Below are 26870 nucleotides of genomic sequence, written 5' to 3'. Positions count from 1 at the left end.
TGGCTAGTGAAAGATGTATACGAAATCTTTCGTAATATAATATCTAAAAATCATTTCTGATAAAATTCTATACGGATAATGTCAAAAAATTATAGAATAAGGAGAATTTGTATTAAATTTTTCGGGCTTTTATCAAAGCTGTCAAACTCAAACATTTGAATGAACATGAAAACAAAGCATTACTTCCTGATGATTATTGCGATTAGCTTCCTGTCCATCGCGGCGCGGAGAGCGATCATTGCCGACGACATTGTAGGTACCTGGAAATACCTGATCAGCGATGTGCCACCTGAATATGAATCAGGATTCCTGGTTTTTGAAATGAAAGACAACAAAACCACCGGATACGTCGAGGGCGGCGAAAAGATAGAAATGAAGGAATTGATGGTCGGCGGCGGGAAAGTTACATTCAGCACCGAAAACCAGGGCGGCGTTTTCAAATATGCTTTGGAACAAAAAGGAGATACTTTGAAAGGCTTAATTTCCTCTCAATATGGCGACTTTCCTATCAGAGCTGTGAAGGGAGCTAAGTAATTTAAGTAGCAGTATTTACGATAAAAAAGGGCAGCTGACCAAGTCGGCTGCCCTTTTTGCATTCAACATTTCATTTTACCAAACCACAATCCGGTCTTTCTCCGGCTTGAACATTTTATCGCCGGGCTGCACATTGAATGCTTTGTAAAATGGCGTGAAATTCATCAGCGGGCCATTCACCCGCCACCTTGCCGGTGAATGCGGGTTGGTATTGACGTACATCGCCATATAGGCATCCCGCGTTTTGACGCGCCAGATCCGGGCGATCGAGATAAAAAACCGCTGATCGGGCGTGAATCCGTCGAGCCTGGTGGTATCTTTTCCCTGCTCGGTCATTTTAAATGCATCATAGGCGATGGCGACGCCCGCAATATCTGCCGTGTTTTCGCCGACGGTGAGGGCACCTTTGATGTGCATGGAATCCAGGACAGTGAATTTGTCATACTGGTCGATTACCTGCTGGGTTTTGGCTTTGAATTTGGTGTAATCCGCTTTCGTCCACCAGTCTGTGACATTGCCGACTTTGTCGTACTGCGCGCCCTGGTCGTCGAATGAATGTGTGATTTCGTGGCCGATCACCATGCCGATACCGCCGTAATTCAGCGCATCGTCGGCATTGACGTCGAAATAGGGAGGCTGCAAAATACCTGCCGGGAATACGATTTCATTGAGCGGCGGATTGTTGTAGGCTGTCACAGTCGGCGGCGTAGTATGCCACTCGGTACGGTCGACGGGCTTGCCCAACTTATCCAGGTTGTAGAAATATTCGTTTTTATCAGCCGACAAGCGGTTTTCAAAATAAGTATCCCGCTTCACCGCCACTTTCGAATAGTCGCGCCATTTATCCGGATAACCGATTTTTTGCGTAAAGGCATGCAGCTTGTCTTTCGCTTTTACTTTGGTCGAATCGCTCATCCAATCCAGCCGGTCAATGCGCGCTTCGAAGGCTTTTTTGAGGTTATCCACCAAAACAGCCATCCTTTTTCGTGCCGATTCCGGGAAATATTTTTTCACATACAGCTGCGCCAGCGCGTCCCCGAGCGACTGGTCGATAGCCTGCGTCATTTCCTCCGCGCGGGTTTGTCGGGTAGCTTGTCCGGTCAGGATTTTGGTATAGGCAAAAGAAGCGTCCTCGAAAGGCCGGCTCAGGAAATTGGCATAATTGGTCAGAGCGACGGCTTTTAGGTAAATTTTCCAATCAGCAAGCGGGACAGATTGGAGCATGGCATTGAGCTTATCATAATACCCTGGCTGGCCCACATTTACCGAATCTACCTTGGCGCCCAGGTCGTTGAGCATCGCCGTCCAGTTCAGGTTCGGATGCTTTTTAGCGAGTGCCGCGACGGAAAGTTTGTTGTAATTCGCTTTTACGTCCCGCAGCTCCACATTGGTCCGGTGCGCGCCGGCGAGCTGTTTTTGAATGTTATAAGCAATCGCCGCATTTTTTCCGGCCGTAGCTGCGTCCGCACCCGACAGTTGAAAAAGTTGGGTCATATAAGTTTGATAAGCCTTCTGCACACCGACCGTCGTCGAGTCTGTTTTGAAATAATAATCTCTTTCCGGCAGCCCAATACCCGTCTGGAAAAACTGCGCAATGTTGACGGTACTATGCTTATCGTCGGGACCGACGTAGAAGCTGATGATCGAATTATTTCCTGCTTTTTGCTCTTCCACCACCAGTTTCATCATGGCCGGAATGTCATTTAATGCATCAATGCGGGCCAGCAGCGGCTTGATCGGCTCATGACCGCGCTGGTTGATTTTCGCCGTGTCCATACCCGAAGCATAAAAATCGCCTACTTTTTGCTCCACACTTCCTGCGGCATTGTTGCTTGCCGAAATGCTGTCCAAAATACCTTGCAGCCGCTTGCGCTGGGGATAATTGAGAAATGAATAAGAGCCTACACCCGTCTGGCTGTCGGGAATTTTGATGGTGTCAAACCAGATTCCATTGGCATACGTGAAGAAATCGTCTCCGGGCTTTTTGGTTGAATCAATTCCCGTGATCACGACTCGGTTAGTAGCTGAATCCGACTTTTTCTGGCAGGCAACTATCGCCAGGATTGCCAGCGGAAGGAAGTAGATGAGTTTCATATCTTGAAAAAATGGTGGTTTATGCGGGTGACTAAACTGACACAACTTACGGAAAAGTGCCCATTTATTTTCGTTCCCCGATTATCGACCGCCGTTCGTCGATTATTCCCGGCCCTACCTGCCGGCCCGCGCTACTTTCGATAAGCATAACAGCATTTGTATCCAATCCAAAATCCTATCGAAATGAAAAACATTTTATCACTAGCCAAAACATCGCTCGTCGTCCTGACCGTCCTGCACCTGTCGTCCTGTTCTCAGTTAAAAGAAGAAAATGTGGTGGTAGCGTCCACCGATAAGCCGTCGGAAAAAGTCATTTCGGAGGTAGCTTATCCGGGAGAAGCCGGCGAGGAAAAGAAGGGGACGCTCTTCGGGCAGAACATTACATATACCGAAATCAACCAGGAGGCCATCTGGGAAGGTGATATTGTTTTGTCAAAAAGACAACTTGGCGCCGACACCGGGGCAAAAACGGAAGGTACCGGGGCATCGCTCAACAGCCAGCGGTGGGAGAACGGGATTGTGTATTACACGATCGACAAATCGGTCACCAATTCCTCCGTCATTTACAGCGCCATGGCTTTGATAGAATCCACGGTACCGGTCAAGTTTGTGTACCGCTCAAACCAATATAACTACGTGACATTCAAGCTGGGCCGCGGATATTCGTCTTCGGTGGGCGTCACCGGCGGGCAGCAGTTCTTAACATTGGGTTTGGCTTATTCCAAAGGCGGGGTGCTGCACGAAATCTGTCACACATTAGGCCTGTTTCACGAGCACACACGCAACGACCGGGACCAGACCATTACCGTCAACTTTGCCAACATTCCTGCTAGTTTGCAACCCAATTTCCTGATGCACAACCAGTCGGGTGATGCAGGATTTGATTTTGACAAAATGGACCTGGGCTCGGTCATGATGATGGACTCGTACTACTGCTCAGGCAACAATTTGCCGACCATGACGACCAAAAGCGGCCAGACATTCACGATCCAACGCGACAATTTATCGCCCAATGATATCCGCTGCCTCACCGCTATGTATTCCAATATTTTTTCAATAGCCGGCCGAAATTTGTACGCTGCCAGCACGCTCCGAGGAAGTAAAGCGTTGCTTACGGCAGGCTGGGGAAGTACGCGCGCAGTTACGGCGGATCCTTACTTTTTTTATGCTGCGCAAAATGGTTCGCTCCTGAGAATCAACCCGCTGAATGGTAACCAGAAAGTGATCGCGACCGGCTACAATGCAGTGCAGGCGATGGTACTGCTGCAAGGGTTTTTATATGTGATCAATGACGGTACGCTGATCAAAGTAAATACAGATACGGGTGCGTCTTCGGCGATCGGATCCAAAATCTGGCTGCCTGCCACGGACATTGTTTACACCGACGGGTTCTTTTATATCATGACTTTAAACGGCATTTTCCGCGTGACGCCGGACACGGGAATTTACAGTCAGATCTGCGCGGTGGCCGATGCGAGGGAGCTTGTTGCGCTGGGCGGATATCTATATTATGTAAAAACCACGCCCGGAAAAACCTTTGGGATCTACAAATTGCACCCTTCAAATGGCCTTGCGCTGCTCTTTTCGCCATCATTTACCGCCGCCGCGCAGATGGTGACGAGCATGGACAAGAAATTATACGTGGCTGATATGGGGAATTTGTACCGGGTCGAGGCAAACGGTTCCAGCACGATTGTTTCCTCAGGATGGTCGTCTACCACGCAGCTCGCCGCATACAACTTTTACAATTATTATTGATCAACATGCTGTAATGCCGGAAAGACTGTCTCAAAATGGGGCAGTCTTTTTTTATTTTAGCAGGATGGAAATCATCAACATTACCAAAGCGCAGGCGCGGAAAATTATTCTGAATGCAGCCGGACTTGCCCGGAAAGCACAGTTTGGGACAGGAATTGAAGCAGTTTACAGATTAATCGACCACCTGGGATTTGTGCAGCTGGACACCAATTACGTCGTCGAGCGGGCGCATCACCACGTCATGGCCGCCCGGATTCCCGATTATCAGACTGACTGGCTGCGGGAGCTTTGTGAAGACGGGAGCATTTTCGAATATTTCACGTCGGATTCAGGTTACCTGCCCATGCACGATTTCCGGTTTTCTTTACCGGTTAAAAACGCATTCAAGAGACAGCGCCAGCCACTCACGCCTGCCGAAATCAAGCTCATGCAGGAAGTACTCGACCGGGCGGAGCGCGAAGAATCGCTTATGGTGGGGGATTTTGACAACGACCGCGTGGAAGCCAGCACCGGCTGGTGGGACTGGCGCCCGGCCAAAGTCGCGCTCGAAAGATTGTACCTGGACGGCAGCCTGATGATCAACCGCACCAAATCTTTCCAGAAAGTATATGTATTGCCGGTGAATGTGGTGCCGCACGAAACTGATCTTACCTTACCGACCGACGAAGAATTCGCACGTTTTGTGGTCCGGCGCACATTAGGCGCTTTCGGCATCGCGTATGTCAAGGAAATTGCGTGGCGCGCCCGCTACGTAAAGGGCAATTTGGTAAAAAAGGAGCTGGAAAAAATGGCGAAAAGCGGCGAGGTCAAAACCGTGGCCGTCGAAGGTTTGAAAGGCCCGTTTTATATGCTTCCGGAGCAGAAGATCGATGTTGAAATTTCCGACGAGGTTTTCATTCTCTCACCTTTCGACATCCTGAATGTCTTCCGCCACCGCCTGAAAGACTTCTTTAATTTTGATTATCAGATTGAATGTTTCGTGCCCGCGCCGAAGCGTCAGTACGGTTACTTTTCACTGCCGATCATCGCCGGGGATACATTTATCGCAAGAATGGATTCAAAGGCCGACCGAAAACAGAAAACGTTGATCGTCCAGAATCTGCATTTCGAGCCGGTTGATCTGGAAGAAAAAACCATTGAAAAGCTGGTTCAGGCGCTGCGGGCATTTATGAGGTTTAATCAATGCAAGGATATTGTTTTTAAAAAATGCAATCACGAAGCTTACCTGGAAGCGATCAGCGAAAGTTTTTCCGGGTAATCGGTACACACATTTGACCGGCGCACCTGCGTTATAACTTCATGCAAATACCTTCATCCTCCAAATATATCCATACGGTTCTGATTGCCATCTTGCTGGTAATCAGTTTTTTGGTGCCAGCATTCGCGCAGCGTACATTAAAAGTGACGGACTCTCAGGATCAGCATATTTTTACTGGCAAAGAGATTCAGTACCTCGAAGACAAGGCGGGAAGCTATTCTTTCAAAGACGTTTTGTCGCCAGCATCAAGCGATCGTTTCATCAACAGCGTCACCAATACGCCCCAGAATTACAATTTGGAATCGACTTACTGGTTCAGGATCAGGATTCTGCATAATCCCGACAGCCGCAAAAACTGGGTACTCGAATTTTTTGACCAGACCATCGACGATATCACCGCCTACCTTCCCGACGGAAAAGGCGGCTACACCACCCGCCGCATGGGCGACCAGCTGCCATTCCGGAACCGGGAATATTCACACAAGAATTTTGAGCTCAACATTGCCAACACCGCTGCCTACGATGGTACGTATTATTTCCGTGTGAAATCCCATCAGATCGCCGACACTATCATTGTGCTTCGCTCGGTAAACCGGTTTATCCAGTATGCGCTGGACGAGTACTTTATTTTCGGGATTTTCTATGGTATGGTGCTGGTTTTCAGCTTCTATAATCTGATGATGTACCTGGCCGTGCGGCAGATCCAGTACCTATATTATGTGCTCTACAACCTTTGCGTCGGCCTTTTTGAAATGTGTATCGACGGTGTTGCCTATCAATATTTGTGGCCCAATGCGCCGGAGTGGAACCAGTATGCTTACGGAATCGCCTTGTACGGGGTCAGCATTTTCGCCCTACAATTCACCCGTACGCTGCTTTACACCCACAAAAAAGCGCCGGTACTCGACCGCGTCATTATCTGGATTATGGGGCTGCGGACCTTGTTTTTCCTGATCTGCCTGTTTTTCAATACCGATTGGTTTAGCTACAAATTCGTGGAGCTGGTGCCGCTCGCCGTCGCATTTTACACCGGCATTTACATTTACCGGCAAGGTTATCATCCTGCGCGGTTTTTTGTGTTGGGATATACATTTCTTTCTATCGGGTTCATTCACAAGTTGTTGTTGATGCTGCATGTGGAAGGTCTGAACTTTGGCGTAGTCACCTATTATAGTCTGAGTATTTGTTTTGTTTTGGAAATGATCTTCCTGTCTTTTGCGATCGGGGATAAGGTGCGGGTTTTGAAAACAAAAAAAGAAAAGGCGCAGCGGCAGATCATCCGGCAGATGCATTTGAATGAAAAGCTGAAAGATTCGCTGAATGTCAGGCTAGAAGCGCAGGTGGAGGAGCGGACGCGGGAGGTGCTGGAACAATCGGCCATCATTGAAGCGCAAAATGAAGAGCTGACCGAGGTAAATGCGCTTTTGCAGCAGCAGAAAGAGGAGATCCTGCAAATGAACCTGCTGCTGGAAAAGGATAACGAAGTGCTGCATACCAGCGTCGTCAAGGTGACGCAGGCGCGCGTGATGTCGGCGGAGGTGGACTTTGAAGAATTTAGCAAGATTTATCCGGATAATGATAGCTGTTTCCGGTTCCTTGCTTCCATGAAGTGGGGCAACGATGCCGCCAGTGGACATTATGAATGTCGTAAATGTGGTCACGACCATTATTTTCATGGACATTCACCCCATAGCCGCCGCTGCGCCAAATGCGATTACGACGAATCGGTGATCTCCCATACCATTTTCCAAAACACCCGCATTCCGATCAACAAAGCCTTTTATATGGTCTTTTTGATGTATACGACCAAAGGCAAAATCTCTTCTCACAAGCTGTCAGAAATTCTCTCGATCCGCCAGGGCACTTGCTGGGCCTATGCCAGCCGGATCAAAAAAGTCATGCAGGACCGGCGCAAGGAAATCGCCGCTTCCAGGTCGGGAGAGGGGTGGAGCCTGCTTGTGCTGGATCATTCCCTCGAACCTGCCTGAAAAGTTCTCACATTTTTTTGCTAAAAATCCACGGTTGGCAGGCGTATCAGCCGATCCTTCTCCTCATCGCATTTTTGTCCTGATATAAACTGAAAATCAGGTATATCGGCGGTTACCTGCTCCGGTGTTGAACCGTATCAATTCTGATATAACTACCTATTTTTCAGCTATTTATAAAATTTCGGGACTATTGATTTTCTGAAAACATCCCTACATTTGCTGCGTAGAATTGTCCAATAAATTATCCGATTAGTTACCAATAAATTCATTAACAATCTATGGGAAAGAGAATTACGATGTTCATTGTCCTGATTTTCGCAACGATCGGCCTGGCGAACGCACAGGAGATTATTGTAAAAGGGGTGATCAGAGATCAGCAGAAACAGTCCCTCCCCGGGGCGAGCGTGCTGGTGAAGGGAACGCAGACAGGTACGGTCACGGATGTGGAAGGAAACTATTCAATCCCCGTGCCCAATGGTGAGGCGGTGCTTGTGGTTTCTTTTATCGGTTATGAAACGAAGGAAATTGCGGTAGGCAACCAGACGCAAATCGATGTGGTGTTGGGCGGCGACCAGAAAACGCTGAACGAAATTGTCGTGATCGGTTATGGTACGCAAAAGCGCGGTGATGTTACAACTTCGATTGCGTCGGTTAGCACGAAAGACATTGAGGAACGGCCGATTTTGCAGGCGGCGCAGGCGTTGCAGGGAAAAGCGGCGGGTGTGCAGGTGACGCAGCCTTCGGGCAAGCCGGGTAGCGCATTGTCTATCCGCGTACGTGGTGCTACGTCTGTTCAAGCCGGAAATGAACCTTTGTACGTCATCGACGGCGTGCCCACGATGGATACCCGCGATTTGAATGTGAATGACATTGAAAGCATTCAGGTGTTGAAAGATGCTTCATCCGCAGCGATTTATGGAGCGAGAGCTTCAAACGGAGTGGTGATCGTGACGACGAAAAGAGGGAAGGCAAACCAGTCTCAGGTGAATTTTTCGGCTTATTACGGTTTTTCCAATATGGCGAAAAAGATCGATGTGCTGAACCCGCAGCAATACGCTGATCTAATGAACGAAATGGGCCACAATGTGACCGTGGGCAGCCAGACAACCGACTGGAACAAAGAAGTTTTCACAACCGGTCACAACCAGAACTACCAGCTCTCATTTTCAGGCGGTACCGACAAGAACAAATACTTCGTTTCCGGCGCGATGACGCAGGATAAAGGCATTATCCAGCCTGCGAGCTACCGGCGGTATTCGTTCCGCATGAACCTGGATAACCAGATCAAAAGCTGGTTTAAGATGACAACCAATGTCAGCTACTCCAATGCCAAGATCCGCGACGTGAAAGACAACAATAATGCGGGACGTAATGCAGTGGTACTCGGCGCACTAGGCGCTCCGCCGACGATGGGCGTTTACTCCCAGGATTCGATCAGGGGTACCATTTTCTCCACCAATCCATTGAAAGCCGGCTGGGACAATCCGCTGGCCGCCATGTTCGGGCCGACCCAGTCGGCGAAGGATAACCGGATTTTCGGTAACGTGGCGGGCGATTTTACGGTGGCCAAAGGGCTGGTTTTCCGCTCCAACTTTGGGATTGATTTCATGAATCACGCCAATGATTACTACCTCGATCCGTACCGCACTACGGAAGGCTGGGGAGCCAACGGAAGTACGCACGGCTTAGGAAATGCAACGCGCTCGAATTCATTTACTTACCTCTGGGAAAATACTTTGAACTACGAGAAAAAGTGGGATAAGCATGAATTTTCAGCATTGGGTGGTACCACCATCCAGAAAAACACCTGGAACAACTCCTACATCGCCGGACGCGACTTTCCAGCCGACGGTATTGTAAAAACGATGAATGCCGCGAATGAAATTACGGATGCGTACACCGAGCAATCGGAGTGGTTTTTGAACTCCTACCTGGGCCGCCTGATGTATAATTTTGATAGTAAGTACCTCATTACCGCCAACTTCCGTGCGGATGGTTCTTCCAAACTCGCGAAAGGAAACCAGTGGGGCTTTTTCCCGTCGGTATCTGCGGGCTGGCGTATCTCGGCAGAGCCTTTTATGCAGGATGTAAAGTTCATCACCGACCTGAAACTGCGCGGTGGCTGGGGTCAAAATGGTAACCAGGAAGGTTTGGCGAATTATGCGTCTTACGGTCTGAACAGTTACACCCGCCGCACGCCTACCACGCCGCCATCAGGCCCGGCTGTAACGCCGCCGGTATATGCGCCCAACCCGGATCTACGCTGGGAAACCACCACGCAAAGCAACATCGGGATCGATTTGAGCATGCTGCAAGGCCGCGTGACATTCACGGCGGATGCGTATTTGAAAAAAACCAATGACCTGCTTTTGAATGTGCCGCTGCCCAATACGAGCGGGTACAGCTATATGCCAAGAAATTCCGGGAAGCTACAAAACAAGGGTCTGGAATTCGTTTTGTCGACCATTAACTTCGATAAATCGGCTTTTCAGTGGACAACAGATTTCAACATTGCGTTCAACCGGAACAAGATCACTCAGTTACAACTGAGCAAAATTTACCGGTATGCAGATGTGGAAGGTCGCAGTGATCAGATCATTATTTTGCAGGAAGGCGCTTCGCTGGGTACATTTTACGGCTACATTGCCGACGGCGTCAATCCTGAAACCGGCGATATGATCTACCGCGACGTAAATGGTGACGGTTCTTTCTCTCCTTCCGACCGCACGATCCTGGGTTCCGCGCAGCCGAAATTTACCTACGGGATGAATAACAACCTGACTTACAAAAGTTTCAGCCTGTCATTTCTTTTCCAGGGTTCGCAGGGAAACAAGGCTTTCAATGCCTCGAGACTGGAAACGGAAGGAATGTATGATAGCAAAAACCAGTCAACGGAAGTGCTGAGACGGTGGAAAAAAGCGGGCGATATCACGGACATTCCGAGGGCGACCGACGGCAATGTAAACAACTCGCTGATCTCGTCGCGTTTCATCGAGGATGCTTCATTCCTGCGCATGAAAAGTGCCACAATCTCTTACGCGCTCAACAAGAGCTTTGCCGAGAAGATCAAGCTGAGCCGGGCGACGATTTACCTCACTGCGCAAAACCTTTTCACGCTGACCAAATACAAAGGCTTTGATCCTGAGGTGAATGCATTCACAGGAAGCGGCGCCACGCTCGGTATCGACTACGGTACTTACCCGGTTTCCCGCGCATTTGTAGCAGGTTTGAATGTTACTTTTTAATTGAAAAAATAATGAAAAAGATCAATTATATAGCACTGGTACTGGCATCCGCGATGCTGCTCCCTTCCTGCCAGGACCAACTTGATTTACAACCGATTTCACAAACTACTGTAGGCGGCAGCGGTACCGGAACTGCGGGTTCTGCTATCAGGAATGCCGCCACCGCCGAAGCCGCCCTGGCCGGCAGCTACGCGATTTTCAAAAGTGGCTCGGCCGAATATTATGTGATGGATTATTTTATCCTCGGCGACGGCCAGTCGGACAACTCTTATGCCGGTGCCGATAATGCTGCGTGGTTTGAAGTGGATGAATTCCGCATTCTTTCCACCAATGCAGTGGCCGCGCGGGATTGGTCTTATCTGTATAACCATGTCGCCAGCGCTAACTCACTAATCGCCAATGTGCCCAAAGTGACGGACGCATCTTTGTCGGCTGAGCGTAAGGCGCAGATCGTCGGCGAGGCGAAGTTTATCCGGGCGCGGGCGTATTTTGATCTGGTCAGGATTTATGGCGATGTGCCGCTGGTCGTGGACGAGCTGCCAACCATTACTTCCGAGAATGTGGATGAAATTTATGGTCAGCTTTATCCGGCCAGAAGTGCGGCGGAAGAAGTTTATGCGCAGATTATCAAGGATTTGGATGAGGCGGCTACGGCTGTTCCCAAAACCGGGCCGAACAAAATGACGGTCACGCCGGGTGCGGTTTATACCTTGCTGACGAAAGTATATGCCACCCGCAAGGACTGGGCGAAAGTGAAAGAGAATGCAGATAAGGTGATCGCGCTGGGGTATAAATTGATGCCGAATTTTGAAGATCTCTGGGACGGCAAGCATGAAAACAGCGCGGAGTCGATTTTTGAGCTGAATTTTGAAGATTGGTCGACCGGCGGAAACTGGGGTTCGTCTATGTTTTACGGCACCGACTGGAAGAAATTCAATACGCCTTCCAATGATCTGATCAAGGCTTTTGACGATGAAAAAGACGCCGTGCGCAAAGCTTCGACGATTTATACGGCCAACGTTACCGGTAAATGGTCGGATAAATACTGGGCTTTGACGAAGTTTCCTTTTGCCTACAAAATGCGCAATACCGATGCTTCGCAGAACATTATCATGTACCGCCTGGCTGACGTGCTGCTCCTGAAAGCCGAGGCCTTGAATGAAACCGGGGATTTAGCCGGTGCCCGCACTTTGGTAAATCAGATTCGTACCCGTGCGAAACTCGCCGCGACACCAGCTACGGACCAAACTTCGATGCGCCTGGCGATCGAAAAAGAACGTCGCCTGGAACTCGCATTTGAAGGCCAGCGCTGGTATGATCTGGTGCGCACCGGCCGCGTGGTGCCGGTGATGGAGGCGGTGAAAGATGGCGCAGGAAATAGGCTGAACTATAACTTGACCGACACCCGTCTGCTTTGGCCGATCCCGCAGGGAGAGATCGACAAAAATGCCAATTTGAAACAAAATAACGGTTATTAGCTTCATTGGAAGCCGTGCCTGAGTGGGAATGTTGAAAAATGTTTCTCCGGGCGCGGCTTTCTTTTTTACTCAAAATCATGAAAAACGTTATGATAGCGACGGTTACCAGCCTGGCTCTTGCACTCAGCAGCTGCTCGGCGGAGGCGCCGGTGAATGAGGATCCCAAGCCGACGGATACCACCGCTGCCAACAAAGTGGCGGTGTGGGTGACGAATGGTACGCAAAGCAAATTGCTCAAAAATGAAAATCCACTTTCGATTGTGAAAACCGGCACAGTATCGCCGGCTGCTGACCTCATCAACATTGATTTTTCCACGAAGTTGCAGGAAATGGACGGTTTCGGGGCAGCGATGACGGGTTCTTCGGCTTATTTGATCAACCAGAAATTGAATGCTACGCAGCGGGAAGCTTTGCTGAAAGATTTGTTTGATGCACAAAGCGGGATCGGTATCAGCTACCTGCGGATCACGATGGGCGCGTCGGATTTTTCGCTGGAAGATTTCACGTATGATGACCTGCCTGCCGGGCAGACGGATGCGGACTTGAAGAAATTTTCGATTGCCAAAGACCAGGCAGACCTGATTCCGGTGCTCAAATCTGTGGTAGCATTGCAACCCGCGATCAAATTCATGGCGACACCCTGGTCGGCGCCGGCGTGGATGAAAACGAGCGGCAAACTGGCCGGGGGAAGTCTGAAACCGGAATGGTATAGTGCTTACGCGAATTATTTTGTGAAATATCTGGATGCCTACAAAGCCCAGGGCGTTACAATAGATGCACTTTCGGTGCAGAATGAGCCACTGCATGAGGCGGCTTATCCTTCGATGGGGATGGATTCTGCTGCACAATTAACCCTTATTAAAAACAACCTGGGGCCGCTTTTTCAATCAAAATCCATTAAAACAAAAGTTCTTTTATACGACCATAACTGGGACCGGCCGGGTTACCCGATGTCGATTTTGAATGATCCGAAAGCAAGCCAGTACGTGGCGGGTTCCGCTTTTCATGCTTATGGCGGGAATGTTTCGGCGATGGGTCAGGTGCATGACCAGTTTCCGGATAAAGGTTTGTATTTCACGGAGATATCGGGTGGACGCTGGGCGGCTAACTTCTCGGACAATCTGAAATGGAATATGTCGAACATTTTCATCGGCACGGCCAATAACTGGTCGAAAAATGCGCTGCTCTGGAACATCGCACTGGATGAAGCCGACGGCCCGAAAAATAAGGGCTGCGACAATTGCCGCGGCGTGGTGACGATCAAAGCCGATGGCAGCATTACCAAAAACGTGGAGTATTATACCATCGCGCACATGTCCAAATTCGTCCGCCCGGGCGCATTCCGTGTGCAATCTGACCGCCTGAGCGCGGCGAGCCAGTTAGAGCACGTCGCATTTGTCAACACCGACGGTTCAAAAGTGTTGGTGATTTTGAATCAGGGTGTGGATAACAAGAAGTTTACGGTGAATCTGGGTGAAAGTCAGTTTAGCTATACCATCGATCCCAATGCCGTGGCGACGCTGGTTTGGAAGTAAGGGAATGTTGCAGGAAAAGGTTAGCTTAATGATCTGCGGAAACAATCACCACCGGGCCTTTTTGTCTTTGTGCCACCAACATTAACAGCGGGATCGCCAGCACAAAAAATAGCCCGATCAGGAGATAGCCGTCGATGTAGCTCAGCAGCAGGGAATGTTTTTGAATGGTGTTGTCAATCACTTTCAGTGCTTTCACATACGATTCCTGCTGCCCGAGCCCGCGCTGGGCAAAGCTTTTCATCAGGCCGGAAATCCTTTCGACGGCGACGGGATTCTGGTCGGTAATGTCACTGACAAGATCGGTTCGGTGCACGGCCATGCGCCGGGACATGTAAGTATTAAGGATCGAAATGCCGAACGAGCCGCCAAGCTGCCGCATCATATTGTTCAGCGCCGCGCCCTGCGGCATATCTTTCGGTTGCAGGGACGACACCGCGAGTGTAGTCAGCGGCACAGTGAGCAGCGCCATTCCTGCCGCACGAAATATCAATGCGATGGAAATGTAAGCCGACGAAGTTTCCAGGCTGATCCGCGACATCAGCCAGTTGAAATAAATAAAACACAAAAACCCGACGAACACAATCACCGCCGGGGACACGCCGCGTTGCAGGATTTTGCCGGAAATAATCAGGACAAAAAGCGCCACCAGGGAGCCCGGGAGCAGCAAAACGCCAGTCTGCGAAGGTGATAACAGAAACAATCGCTGGGATAAAACCGGTGTGAGGTAAATAGAGGTAAACATGCCTACGCCCGTCACAAAGGTAAGTATCGCGGCGATCAGTAACTCCTTGCTTTTCAAAACCCTGAGGTCTACAACCGGATATTTGATGCGTAATTCCCAGAAAACAAACATCGTTAATGTTAGCGCCGCAACCGCCGTCAGCACCACAATGTACCGGGTTTCAAACCAGTCTTCGGTCTGGCCCCTTTCCAGCACAATTTGCATCGCGCCAACCCCGATCGCTAATAATGTTATTCCGAGCCAGTCGACCTTACTTTTGGCGTGGGTGATGGCGGGTTCGGTCAGGAGGCTGATGCAGGAAATAGTTACGAGAATGCCGATCGGTACATTGATATAAAAGATCCACGGCCAGGACGAAAACTCAGTAATGTAGCCGCCCAGTGTTGGGCCGATGGTAGGGCCGATGAATACGCCGAGACCAAATAATGCACTGGCGGTAGCTTGTTTTTCTTTTGGGAAGAGCTCGTAAACCACTGCTGCTGAGACCGAAAGCAGCGCGCCACCACCTAGCCCCTGAAAAAACCGAAAAATAACCAACTCCCAAATGTTTGTTGAATTTCCGCACATCAGGGAGCAAAGGACAAACAAAATGACCGAGCCGATATAGTACTTTCTGCGGCCGAGGTTGGTGGTCAGAAAGCTGGTCATCGGAATGATAATCACATTCGCGATGGCGTAAGCGGTGATGACCCAGGAAGTATCCTCCAAAGTCGAGCCCAGATTTCCGCTCATGTGCGAAAGCGCCACGTTGACGATCGAAATGTCGATCAGTTCCATAATCGCCGCGGAAATGACCGTGACGATCAGTATTTGTCTTTTAAAAGCATTCATTTGGATGCGAATCTTTTTGAAGTCTGTCAGTTGTATGTTCTTTTATATACCAATCGGTATATTTTTATTGAAAAAAATCAGGGTTGGTGAGTTATCTTCTTGTGCACGACCATTTGACGGATAGCTGCCGCGCTGGAAAACAAAGCCAAAGGAACTAGTACAGCCGGCAGTAGCAGAAACGGGAAATAACCGACCGCAATGTTGGGCTGCTCGAATCCGAATTGCTGGTAGCGATCTGGTAGAGAGAGCACTGCGCTGGATACTACATTGATGAGCAGCAACATACAGGCAACATTCCAGGCGATCAGGGTTTTCGGTCCGATGCTTTTCCGGATAAATGCGAAGTAGTAAACCACCGGTGCAGTCAGTCCCGATAGTATGTCGAAATTCCGGCCTTCAAAAGTCATCGCTTCCGGAATTGTTTTGCCCAAAAAAAGATAGAGCAAGGTAATTTCGACCGGGATGCGGATGATGTGAAAAATGGTTAATCCTTTGATATCCAGGCTATCTATAAATTTTTTTCCTGTTTTGGTGAAAAACCGGGAACCTAGGAAAACGACGGGGAAGACAACGAGGAGCGAAAACCGGGAAGTGAGAGAAGAACTGTCTTCGTAAAATACTGCCAGTCCGAGAACGGATTGCAGCAAAATCCAGGCAAGCAAGATTAGCAGAACCGGTTTTGAATACCGGGCGGCTTTCCAAAACAGCCAAACCGACAATATCACGGTTGCTGTAAAAAGCCCATAAGCAAAAGGTGCAACATTTTCCATAATCGACCGATCGGTTTATTTTTAGGTAAAAAAAATTAGATAAGTTCTTCCTCAATTTCTTTTTTAAGCATGTCCATCATCAGCTTCATCTGGCTGTTGCTACCCAGCACCCGCCCGATCAACGTGCCTCCTTCAATGATGGTCATTGTTTTGATAGCGAACGTTTTACTATCGAAATTCGGCTTAAATTCTCCTTTTTCGATACCGTCCAGGATAATGTTTGCAATCCGTTTCTGGGCGCCTAAAATGGTTTCACGGACTTTCTTTTTAATCTCCGGATTGGTATCGTCGGATTCCGCACCAAAATTCAGCAGCGGGCAGCCGCCTTCCACCGGAAACTGCACGGGCGTCGAGAAGAGATCCAGCATGGCGAACAGCTTTTCCCTGGCAGTTTCCGCCCCAGCCACCACCTGGCTTACCTTTGAAATGAGCAGTGAAATGTTGTAATCGACCACCGCCCGCGACAAGTCTTCCTTACTCTCAAAATGCCCGTACAAGCCACCTTTCGCCATTTTTGTGATACCCATCACGTCGCTCATGGCGGTTGCAGCGAGGCCTTTCACATTAAAAACAGGTGCGGATTGCTCGATGATAAATTGCCGGGTACGTTCTGCTTTGCCCATGGTGTTGAAGTTAACCTTACAAAAATAGACCGATCGGTCTTAAATTCCAAATTTATTTTGGGGGATATAGTTTTAAGCTTTCGAGGATGAACATTTTGGTTGTTAATTTTATACACTACAAAACTAGTAGACTAAATAGTTTTTCTAGATTTGCATCGCAGCCAGCAACTCGCATCTTTCTTCTCGGGGCTAACCATATTTCCATGTATCAGATTTTAAGATTTAGATTTTTATATATCACGTTCACGCTGGCCAGCATCGTGCCGGCGCATGCACAACTCCACAAACGTTCTCCGAACATTGTCTTCATTCTGGCCGACGATCTGGGATTTTCTGACCTGGGTTGTTTCGGTTCCGAAATCAAAACGCCCAATCTGGACCGGCTGGCGGGGGAGGGTATCCGGCTGACTTCGTTTTATGACAGCGGCCGCTGCTGTCCGTCGCGGGCGGCGCTGCTTACCGGCTTGTACCCGCACCAGGCGGGGATCGGTGATATGGTGCAGGACAAAGGTACACCAGCTTACCAGGGTTTTTTGAGCGAAAACAGTGCGACGATCGCGCAGCTTTTGAAGACAAAAGGTTATCACACAATTGTTTCCGGAAAGTGGCATGTAGGGTTGGTTCCCTCGGCGCTGGCGCATAACCGGGGTTTCGACAAGTCATTTACGATGCTCAATAACGGGAGCAGCTACTTTAATTCGGAGCCGATTTACAATGATGGGCGCAAGGTGACTTTTTTATTAAATGGTCAAAAAATGGAGCGGCAGGATACCTCGCGCTACCTGACGCAGGCAATCACGGATTTTGCTGTAAAATCGCTGGACGAGGTGAAGAATAGCGAGCATCCCTTTTTCCTGTATGTGACTTACACCGCCCCGCACTGGCCGATCCAGGCATTGCCGGAGGACATTGCAAAGTATAAAGGCAAGTACCTGAAAGGCTGGGATGCGCTGCGGAAAGCGCGATTTGCCAAGCAAAAGCAGTTGGGTATTATGGATAAAAACTGGCAATTGTCACCCAGGTTCAGCGGCGCCAAAGACTGGGAAGAACTTACAGCTTCGGAGCGCGAAATGTGGGACACGCGGATGGCAATCTACGCCGCGATGATCGATCGCATGGACCGGGGCATCGGCGACATTTTGACTAAACTCAAAGACATTCAGCAGGATAAAAATACGCTCGTCGTCTTTGTTTCGGATAATGGCGGTAGTGCGGATAGGGCAAAGGATTTGCCTGATGTGGTGCAAAAAAATGGCACGCCCGGCTCGGCGGCGTCGATCGACAGCTACTATCCCGAGTGGGGCAATGCCAGCAACACGCCTTTCAGTTTATTCAAGAGAAATACGCACGAAGGCGGCATCGCGTCCCCATTTATCGCCTGGTTTCCAGGGCAGATCCATGCAGGAAAAAGTGCCCAGGTGGCGCATTTAATCGATTTGTTACCAACTTGTCTCGACTGGGCAGGCGTAACTTACCCCCAGGAATTCCTTGGTAAAAAGCTCACGCCACTGCCGGGAAAAAGTCTGAGAACCACATTAACATCAAACACCCAAACATCTCCCCGCACCCTTTTCTGGGAACACGAAGGCAGCCGCGCCGTGCGCAGCGGCGACTGGAAACTAGTAGCCGAAATCCACCAGCCATGGGAGTTATACAATCTAAAATCCGACCGCACCGAGACACAAAATCTGGCTTCAAAATATCCTGAGAAAGTGAAAGCGCTGGAAAAGGAGTATCTTGATTGGGCAAAAAAGGTGGGTGTGGTGGATTGGGATTTGATTAAGTAGACTAAAAAAAGTTTTTATGAATACCCGAAAATTACTTTTTCTTCAAATCATCTTCTTCCTGCTGCTCGGCCAGGTCGCTTTTTGTCAGAAAACGACTTCCCAGTCCCGAAAGCCAAACATTGTCTTCATTCTCTCCGATGACCAGGGCTGGGGGGATCTAAGCATCAATGGGAATACCAATATTCGCACACCTAACATTGACCGGATCGGGAAGGAGGGGGCGCGGTTTGCGCGGTTTTATGTGGCGCCGCTTTGTGCGCCAACGCGGGCCGGGTTGCTTACGGGGCGTTATCATTACCGGGCCGGGGTTTCGGGGGTTTCTAACTCAAAGGAATTCATGAATTTGAATGAGGTAACGCTGGCGGATCTGTTTAAAAAAGCGGGCTATGCGACCGGCGCATTTGGGAAGTGGCATAATGGCAGCCAGTATCCCTACCATCCGAATGGTCGCGGGTTTGATGAATTTTATGGGTTTTTGAGCGGGCATTACGCCAATTATTTTAACACCATGCTCGACCATAATGGTGAGCCGGAGCGGAGCAAGGGGTACATTACCGACGACCTGACTGACAAGGCACTGGCTTTTATTGAGAAAAATAAATCGCAGCCTTTTGTATGTTATGTGCCTTTTAATGCGCCGCATTCGCCTTTTCAGGTGCCGGACAAATATTATGACCGGGTGAAGGCGCGCGGCATTACGATGAAAACCAACAGCAAAAATCCCGAGGATTTGGAAGTGACAATTTCGGCCCTCGCGATGTGCGAGAACATTGACGATAATGTAGGCCGCATCCTGAGCAAACTGGAAGAGCTGAAATTGACCGACAATACCATCCTCATTTATATGTCCGACAACGGTCCGAATTCCTGGCGGTGGAATGGGGACATGAAGGGCCGCAAAGGCGTGGCGGATGAAGGCGGCGTGCGCGTACCATTCCTGATTCGCTGGCCAGGGAAAATCCAGCCGGGCAAAATCGTGGAGGGAAATGCGGCTTATATTGACATTTTGCCCACATTAACCGACCTCGCGGGCGTCTCTGCCAAAGGCACCAAGCCTCTCGACGGCATCAGTCTCAAACCAGCATTGACCGGCGCTGCTCCGGTGCCCGAGCGCATTCTTTTTTCTTCTATCAATAAAAATAGAAGCGTGAGAAAGGGCGCTTACCTGTTCTCCGGCGGTGCGTTATTTGACATTTCAAAAGACTCGACCCAGCAAAATGACATTTCGGGCAAAGAACCAGAACTGGCGAAATCACTTTCCAATGATCTGGAAAATTGGTATGCAGAAATGATGAAGAATGTGGATACTTTACGTCCGATTCCGGTCGGTTACAGGCAGTTTCCAAAGACGGTACTGCCTTCGCAGGATGCGGTTTTACACCGTTCCAAAGGCGGTACATTGTCTTACAGCGCCTCCGCGCCGAACTCTTCGTGGATCGCTAATTGGAGTGACACTACCTCTTACGCGAGCTGGAATGTGGAGGTGAATACAGCCGGGAGATACCGTGTAAATGTTCAATACACCAGCCCCGAGCCGGGCGAAACATTCACCTTAACATTGAATAAAAGCCGCATTTCCGGCAAGTTTCCGGAAGCATTTGACCCGCCGCTGATCGACAGCCCCGACCGGGTGAAGCGGGATGCCGAATCTTATGAAAAAGTATTTAAAACCTTCACAGTTGGGGAGTTGCAGCTGCAAAAGGGCAGGGGCGAGCTGAAATTAACCGCCACGGATATTAAAGGACCAAAGTTCGCTGATATCCGTGCAGTAGAATTGGTTTTGATTAAATGACCGTATTCTGTATCCGGCAGCCGGTTTAGCGGCGACTATGGCTGAATGATTTTGTACAGAATACTGCTGTCGTAGTCGGTGTAATGAATGTACGACCGGTTTTGCATCCAGAGCAGCACGGTTTTGTTTTTGGCCGTTTTGTTTCGAGGGACAAACGGCCGCACATTATCCAATTCAGAATTTCTTGTCACTGGTGAAATTTTCCAGGATTTTCCGGCATCCTGCGTCACGCCGCGCGAGATTTCGAAGATACCGTCGATCTGGTGGGAGAAATAAATCGTTTCCGGCGAAATCGGGTCGAATGTCATCCCGCCCGAATAATTCACTTCCCGCTCTTTCTGCCCGGCCGGGGTGTGCGGAAACCATTTTCCCGCCTCAACGACTTTGTTGTCTACCCAGCTTTTGCCATCGAATTTGGCGTAAAAATATTGGTGCTGTTCATTGGTCGGGTAGCGCGCGTACAAAATTGCGGGCCGTCCTTTGGCGTCGGCGGTAATGTCGAAAATCCAGGCTTTGCCGGTTTCCGGGGTGGCTTTATAAACCAATGTGGCGTCGGAAGGATGAAAAGGCAGCGCATCGACCTTACAGATCAGGCTGTTATCCGCGCGCCAGAATGCATTGTTTTCGTAGTAACAATAATAGACCGAGTTCAGCGGCTCTACCGCCGGGTGGCCGTCGGTGAAGATCAGGTGAATGCGGGCGTTTCCGTCAGAACAGTATTTCACATACGGCCGGTTGTTGGTATCCAGCACTTTGGAGGTAATCACCACCTTCGGCTCCGACCAGGTTTGCCCGTTATCCGTGGAGGTGATCATATTCGGTTTGTAACCAATCCAGCGCCCGAAGCAGTACAGCTTGTTTTTTTCTTTTTTCAGGATAAAAGGGTTGGCGTAGGTATAGGTATCCTTCTTGTAAAGCGCTAGCAGCGAGTCGGTTTTGGGTTTAAAAACTTTGGCTTTGCTGAATGTTGAAATGTCCAAGGGTTTGCTGGTGGTGTTCTGGATTACCCCTTTCGGCTCCTCGTTCCGGCCGTGCCAGGTGTAAAGCGCAATGATGTTTTTGTCTGGCAAAATGGCAAATGCCGGATTGTCGTGGTCGTCCACTTCCAGCTTTTCATATAACGTAACAGTTTCCGATTTTCCTGAACTTGCATCGAGCATCGCAGCCTGAATGTCACCCTGCTTCGTCACCCACCCGGTAATAATCCTGCTCCCCATCGCATCGGCATACACCGCCCGCGGATCGCTGAACCAGCACCACGCTCCGTCAGTCGTGAGGGTTTGCTGGGCGTTTGTTTTCCCGGCGAGCATTTGGGCCAGGATTAGTAGCAGAAGTTTTTTCATAGTTTTAGAATATCACGTCTTTTTTGTTGCCGCGAATACACAAATGTTTCACGAATGCTATTCGTGGTGTATTCGCGGCCGCCGCTGCGGTGCATTCGTGGCAAACAAAAACTATTCGACAGTCTCCAAAGGAGCCTCATTCCGCTCCGACCCGACATATCCCTTATTTTGATTAATCCGCCCCTGCGCATTCGCCGTGATCATTTTATCATCAATCGGCCACTGAAAACTGTACGGCATAATTTTAGGACTTTGACCTAATTGAAAAACCTCTCCGTAATGCTGATAGAAATTATTGTATTTAATAATCCGGTCGTAAAACCAGTTTTTCTGATACAATGTAGCCAGGCTATATCCGTTCAGCCCTTTTGAAGCCATAATGTAAGATACCCGGTTCAATTCATTCTGCCGTGGCTCCTCTGCAAACAATTCCCGCGCACGCTCGTCAAAAATGTAATCAATCGTCACTTCCCCGGCGGTGATCGGCTGGGCTTTGGCGCGGGTGCGGACCAGGTTAATGTCAGCGGCTGCGGCGGCAGTTTGTCCCAGCCAGTAATAAGCCTCGGCTCGCAAAAGATAAGTTTCGGCTAGCCGGAAAATGTACCAGTCACCATTGCTGCCGTAAGGTACGCCGGTTTGGCCCACTTTGTTTGGCACGTACGTTTTGTACCATGGCATTGCAAAAATCCGCGCCCAGTATTCCGAAGGCGCATCCATATTTTTCGGGTCAAAAGGCTGCTTGTACTGCACCGACGCCGGATTGTTGTAAAAGAGCTCCTCGCGGTCCCACCAGTTAATGTCGGCTCGGCGGAGGTCGGGCGTCGTTTTGTAATCAAAACCGTCTTCTTTCCAGATGTTGTACGTTTGGTAATCGCTCAGGGCCACGTCGCAGTTGCCGCGTCCGAGAGAGTCATATAATGTTCCTGCGGCGATCATACCCAGGCCGCCGTTTTTATCTTTCGCCACCACATTGTTGTACCACGCGCAGTGATACACCCGCATCGTAAAAAGTCCGGCAGTCCGCGCGGTCTGCGGCGCTTCCCAGCGATCTACAAAAGCCAGGATCGTTTCTTTATTGGCTGCAATGTTCTTGTTATCAGGCCGGTGCAAATCCCATATCACATTTTTATTTGCTGCCGAAGCCTCCGCGCCGAAGCGGGTTGTCATCAAGGCATAAGGTCCGTTGATCACGCGGGTCGCGGCTTCGACTGCTTTTGCAAACTCCATATTGGCGAGGTAAATCTTTGTCAGCAAATGATCCGCAGCGCCTTTTGTCGGTATCCCCGGCGCGGCCGTCACAGGCATCCACTGGGTTGAAAACTCCATGTCGGACTGAATTTTATCCAAAATCGCCCAGCGAGAATGTGTCTTGAAATCCAGCTTTGCACCACTGACTTCTTCCTGCACAAAAGGCAGGTCACCGTAATTTCCGATCAGCCGGTAATACCAGTAGGAGCGGTGCCAAAGCGCTTCGGCGAGGATCGTGTTGCGGTCCTGCTCGCTTTTCCAGGTAATGTTGTCGATGCGGCTGATGATCGTATTTGCATTTTTCACCATGGCGAAAATGTCATTGATCTGCGCTACAAACTGCTGGTAGTTATCGGAGTTCGGCGTTAGCATCGAAAAGTCCATTTGCAGCCAGGGAACGCCTGATTCAGAGGCTGCCGACTGGTGCGCCATGAAGTTTTTCTGGGCAGTTTGTTCACGTGTCAGGTCTTTACGCATTGTTACCAGGAGCGCCTCGTAGCCTTCCTTGTTTACAAAAACATTTTCAGGGGTAAAAAACGAAAGTGGCTCGGGTTTAAGAAAATCCTTCGAGCAGGAATGCAGCAAGAGTGCGCCGCAAAAAAGGGCGGTCTTAAAGCTGGATATGAGTATGGTTTTCTTTTTCATAATGATATTCTAAGATGTGTTATAGGGATAGGTTCAGACCGAATGTCACCGTTTTCGGCATCGGCGAGTCGCCGGATTCAGGGTCCCAGCCGGGCCATTTGGTGAAGGTGAATGCATTGCGCACCGCACCGAAGACGCGCACATTGTTCAACCTGATCTTTTCCGAAATTTTGGAAGGCACATTGTAGGAAAGCGAAATATCCTGGATGCGCACAAAACCCGTCGGCTTGTAAGGCATCAGGCCGCCGCCGTAAGGTGATTTGTTGTTACCCAGCCGCGGATAATCGTTCGATCGGTTTTCCGGTGTCCAATAATCGTAGTTGGCCGTGCTGCGGCGATCGAAGCTCGAATATTCCGAGATCGCCCAGGGAAATGCACGGATCCCGCCGAGGTCTGCGCGGACGAAAACCGAGGCCGAAAAATGCTGGAAGAATGTTACCTCATTTCTCAAACCCAGCATGTACCGTGGCGTGGTATAGCCGATGAACGTTTTGTCCTGCAATGCTTCCAAAGCACCATTTCCGTCCAAGTCGGCCACTTTGTAATCGCCTGGCGAAAGCCCTAACTTTTTCGCCTGCTCCGCTTCTTCGGTTTGCCAGATGCCTTTTACATCGTAATCCCACACCGCGTCGATGGATTTGCCGGGAAACCATTTGTTGGTATAATCCGGTATCTCGCCCGACTGCGACTGGCCCTGTAAAGTATAGCTGCCGGTGTTGCCAAAAAGCCGCTGGATTTTGTTGCGGTTAAAAGAAAAATTGAGCGCCGAATTCCAGGTAAGGTTTGGTTTGCGCACATTGACGGTGCTCACGGTCATTTCAAGTCCACGGTTGGAAAGCGAGCCAATGTTGGTCGTCACCTGCTTGAAACCGGTAACCGTCGGCAGCGAGCGGTTGACCAGCAGCTTTCGGGTTTCGGCCTGATAATAATCCACCGTAACATTCACCCGGCTGCCGAGCAAACTAATGTCGGTACCAAAGTTGAGCGATTGGGTTTCTTCCCACGAAAGTCCGGGATTGGCTAATGACGACGTGTAAACGCCGACTGCCGTAGACGTACCATTGTAATATTGGATTGCGCCGAGCTGCGAGAATGATGCATACGGACCAATGTCGCGGTTACCATTTCGACCCCAGGAAGTCCTCAGCTTCAACTGGTTGAACAAATTGGACTTAAAGAATTTCTCCTTGTGAAGCTGCCAGGCCAATGCTGCGGCTGGAAAATAGGCGTAAGGATTTTTTTGACCAAAACCACTAAAACCGTCCCGGCGTACCGAAGCTGTAAAAAGGTAGCGATCGTGCAAAGTATAGTTGAGCCGCGCCATCAAACCGTCGCCGGTGTATTTGATATCATTATTATTGATGGTGGGTTTGCTTCCATACTGTAATCCGTTGAAACCGAGGTTAGAACTCGGCTGAAAACCCTGGTTGCTGGTAGAATCGCTCCACGACTTAAACTGTTCCAGGTTATAGAGCAGCGTCACGTCAAAATGGTGCACGCCGAACTGTTTGTTCCATTTAATGAGGTTATCCATCAGCCACTCCGACGAAATGTAATTTTCGCGCGTCGCAAAACCGCCCGCGTACGTTTCGCCACCTGTTATGGTTTGCGGCGACCAGTAATCGTAATCCTTGCTCAGCGAAGAACGCGGCTGGAAAGAAAGCCGGTAGGAGATCCCGAAAGGCAGTTTCACATCCGCGTAAAGTGAGGCAAAAAGGCTATTTGTGGTATAAAGCCGGTCCTGACCTTTGTAATTGATCAGCGGGCTGGCGACAATGTAGCCGTGGGGATACCATTTCACGGTGCCGTCGTCATTGTAAATTTTGGCATAAGGACTTACCTGGTACATATTCCCCACAGAAGCCGTCACCGAGCTTTCGTTACGGAAAGCATATTGGGTATTGATGCCGACATTCAGCCAATCCGTCATTTTCAAATCGAGGTTCAGTCGCGAGCGCAGGGTAGAAAATTTGTCGCCACGGATAATCCCTTCATTGTCCTGATAACCCAGCGACCAGTAATATTTCACCTTATCGGTACGCCCGCTCACATTCAGATCATATTCCTGTCGCAAACCGGTATGAAAAACCTGGTCGGCCCAGTTCACGGTCTGGCCCGACATATAACTTTCCACTTCTTCGGGAAAAAAGTTGAGGCGGCTCAGCCACTCGCGGTTGTTGTCGGCATTGGGATTGTTACTGGCCGCGCGCCACTGATCCAGCGTGACGCCCGCCGGAAGCTGGTTAGGGCTGAAATAATAATAAGGCGGCTGGGTACCACCCAAGGTCCGGAGAAAATCGCGGCGGAAATCCAGGTAATTTTGCGGATCGCGCACCGCTACTTTGTTGGAAGCAACCTGCGTAGCGCCGATTTTGGTAGAAAAACTGATCAGCGGCTTGTCGCTCGAACCCTTCTTGGTCGTCACCAGAATCACCCCATTTGCTGCACGCGCCCCATATACGGCGGCCGAGCTTGCATCTTTCAAGATGTCGATGGTTTCAATGTCGTTTGGGTTGATATCATTGATGCTGCCATTAAAAATCACCCCGTCGAGGACGACCATGGGCGAAGTAGAAGCATTCAGTGAGTTCTCACCCCGGATCTCGATGGAACTTCCACCGGCTGCCGAAGTGCTTTGTGTGGTCTGCAAACCGGCCACCGTACCCGTGAGCATATCTGTGAGTTGCGTCATCGGCTGGCTTTGAAAAGTGGTGGCGTCGATGCGGGCGATAGAGCCGGTGAGATCGCTCTTTTTGGCGGTACCATACCCGATGACCACCAGCTCATCCAGCGACTTGGAATCTTCCTGCAACACCACATCGATCTGCGACTTGCTACCCACATTCAACTCTGCGGTAACGTACCCGACATACGAGAAAATGAGGATTGCGCTTTCTCCGGGCACATCAATGCTGAATGTTCCGTTGACGTCGGTGGTAGTTCCCCGCTCGCTGCCTTTGATGATAACATTGACGCCGGGAAGACCTTCGCCCTTTTTATCGGCTACTTTTCCCTTGATCGGGATCGCCCGGCTGGCGGGCGCGACGGTTACCTTCCCGGTGGGGAGGGCGGCGGCGTGAATTTGAGCGGTGTAGGACAAAAAAGCCAGGAAAACGCAGAGGTATCCCTGTCCTTTCCTGCCGCTGTGCGGTAAAAAGTGACGCATAATGGTTAAAGGTTAGGTGACTAAAAAAGCTGA

16 protein-coding genes are annotated in these 26870 nt (G+C 49.8%); 9 read left to right on the top strand and 7 right to left on the bottom strand.

Annotated elements, in window-relative coordinates:
• The first annotated feature begins 165 nt into the window (after window positions 1-165).
• Window positions 166-534 carry a hypothetical protein gene (locus FEN17_RS10330; protein WP_171037891.1) on the top strand — a complete coding sequence of 123 codons (369 nt, stop codon included), beginning with the start codon at window positions 166-168 and terminating at the stop codon, window positions 532-534.
• A gap of 75 nt (window positions 535-609) precedes the next feature.
• On the opposite strand, the gene FEN17_RS10325 is transcribed toward FEN17_RS10330, so the two are convergent.
• Entirely contained in the window at window positions 610-2628 is a 2019-nt protein-coding gene (locus FEN17_RS10325) for a M13 family metallopeptidase (RefSeq protein WP_138365161.1), read from the bottom strand.
• Between the two features lie 183 nt (window positions 2629-2811).
• Here FEN17_RS10325 and FEN17_RS10320 point away from each other — a divergent pair, with 183 nt between their 5' ends.
• From FEN17_RS10320 to FEN17_RS10295, 6 genes are all read left to right on the top strand, one after another.
• Window positions 2812-4386, top strand: a complete 1575-nt coding sequence (locus FEN17_RS10320; protein ID WP_138365160.1) for a M12 family metallopeptidase — start codon at window positions 2812-2814, stop codon at window positions 4384-4386.
• Window positions 4387-4399: 13 nt separating this feature from the next.
• Window positions 4400-5644 (top strand): winged helix-turn-helix domain-containing protein, encoded by a 1245-nt coding sequence (locus FEN17_RS10315; RefSeq protein ID WP_205748122.1) that lies wholly within the window; start codon window positions 4400-4402, stop codon window positions 5642-5644.
• Between the two features lie 41 nt (window positions 5645-5685).
• Entirely contained in the window at window positions 5686-7632 is a 1947-nt protein-coding gene (locus FEN17_RS10310) for a 7TMR-DISM family protein (protein ID WP_138365159.1), read from the top strand.
• A gap of 278 nt (window positions 7633-7910) precedes the next feature.
• The gene (locus FEN17_RS10305; RefSeq protein WP_229208761.1) at window positions 7911-10877 is read left to right on the top strand and encodes a SusC/RagA family TonB-linked outer membrane protein; all 2967 of its coding nucleotides are present in this window, start codon (window positions 7911-7913) and stop codon (window positions 10875-10877) included.
• Between the two features lie 11 nt (window positions 10878-10888).
• Window positions 10889-12355 (top strand): RagB/SusD family nutrient uptake outer membrane protein, encoded by a 1467-nt coding sequence (locus FEN17_RS10300; protein ID WP_138365158.1) that lies wholly within the window; start codon window positions 10889-10891, stop codon window positions 12353-12355.
• A gap of 77 nt (window positions 12356-12432) precedes the next feature.
• Window positions 12433-13890 carry a glycoside hydrolase family 30 protein gene (locus FEN17_RS10295; protein WP_138365157.1) on the top strand — a complete coding sequence of 486 codons (1458 nt, stop codon included), beginning with the start codon at window positions 12433-12435 and terminating at the stop codon, window positions 13888-13890.
• 25 nt (window positions 13891-13915) lie between these two features.
• Here the strand turns inward: FEN17_RS10295 and FEN17_RS10290 are convergent, their stop codons facing one another.
• The 3 genes from FEN17_RS10290 to FEN17_RS10280 form a co-directional block, all read right to left on the bottom strand.
• On the bottom strand, window positions 13916-15463 hold the full coding sequence (locus FEN17_RS10290) for a DHA2 family efflux MFS transporter permease subunit (protein WP_138365156.1): 1548 nt from the start codon (window positions 15461-15463) through the stop codon (window positions 13916-13918).
• Between the two features lie 77 nt (window positions 15464-15540).
• On the bottom strand, window positions 15541-16233 hold the full coding sequence (locus FEN17_RS10285) for a hypothetical protein (protein WP_138365155.1): 693 nt from the start codon (window positions 16231-16233) through the stop codon (window positions 15541-15543).
• Between the two features lie 35 nt (window positions 16234-16268).
• On the bottom strand, window positions 16269-16856 hold the full coding sequence (locus tag FEN17_RS10280) for a TetR/AcrR family transcriptional regulator (protein ID WP_138365154.1): 588 nt from the start codon (window positions 16854-16856) through the stop codon (window positions 16269-16271).
• Between the two features lie 203 nt (window positions 16857-17059).
• Between FEN17_RS10280 and FEN17_RS10275 the strand changes: the two genes are divergently transcribed.
• Together FEN17_RS10275 and FEN17_RS10270 are read left to right on the top strand one after the other, a co-directional pair.
• Entirely contained in the window at window positions 17060-18643 is a 1584-nt protein-coding gene (locus tag FEN17_RS10275; RefSeq protein WP_138365153.1) for an arylsulfatase, read from the top strand.
• Between the two features lie 16 nt (window positions 18644-18659).
• Complete coding sequence (locus FEN17_RS10270) at window positions 18660-20435, top strand: sulfatase-like hydrolase/transferase (RefSeq protein ID WP_138365152.1); 1776 nt, start codon at window positions 18660-18662, stop codon at window positions 20433-20435.
• Between the two features lie 35 nt (window positions 20436-20470).
• Here FEN17_RS10270 and FEN17_RS10265 read toward each other — a convergent pair whose 3' ends face one another.
• From FEN17_RS10265 to FEN17_RS10255, 3 genes are all read right to left on the bottom strand, one after another.
• A complete protein-coding gene (locus tag FEN17_RS10265; protein WP_138365151.1) occupies window positions 20471-21778 on the bottom strand; it encodes a BNR-4 repeat-containing protein in 1308 nt (435 codons plus the stop codon).
• A 111-nt stretch (window positions 21779-21889) separates the two neighbouring features.
• Window positions 21890-23671 (bottom strand): RagB/SusD family nutrient uptake outer membrane protein, encoded by a 1782-nt coding sequence (locus tag FEN17_RS10260; protein WP_138365150.1) that lies wholly within the window; start codon window positions 23669-23671, stop codon window positions 21890-21892.
• A gap of 19 nt (window positions 23672-23690) precedes the next feature.
• Entirely contained in the window at window positions 23691-26837 is a 3147-nt protein-coding gene (locus tag FEN17_RS10255) for a SusC/RagA family TonB-linked outer membrane protein (RefSeq protein WP_138365149.1), read from the bottom strand.
• Window positions 26838-26870 lie beyond the last annotated feature (33 nt).

It is taken from the genome of Dyadobacter luticola (assembly GCF_005860805.1).
Classification (GTDB): domain Bacteria; phylum Bacteroidota; class Bacteroidia; order Cytophagales; family Spirosomataceae; genus Dyadobacter; species Dyadobacter luticola.
The sequence above is the reverse complement of the archived record's forward strand: the minus strand, read 5'-3'. Positions and strand labels throughout refer to the sequence as shown.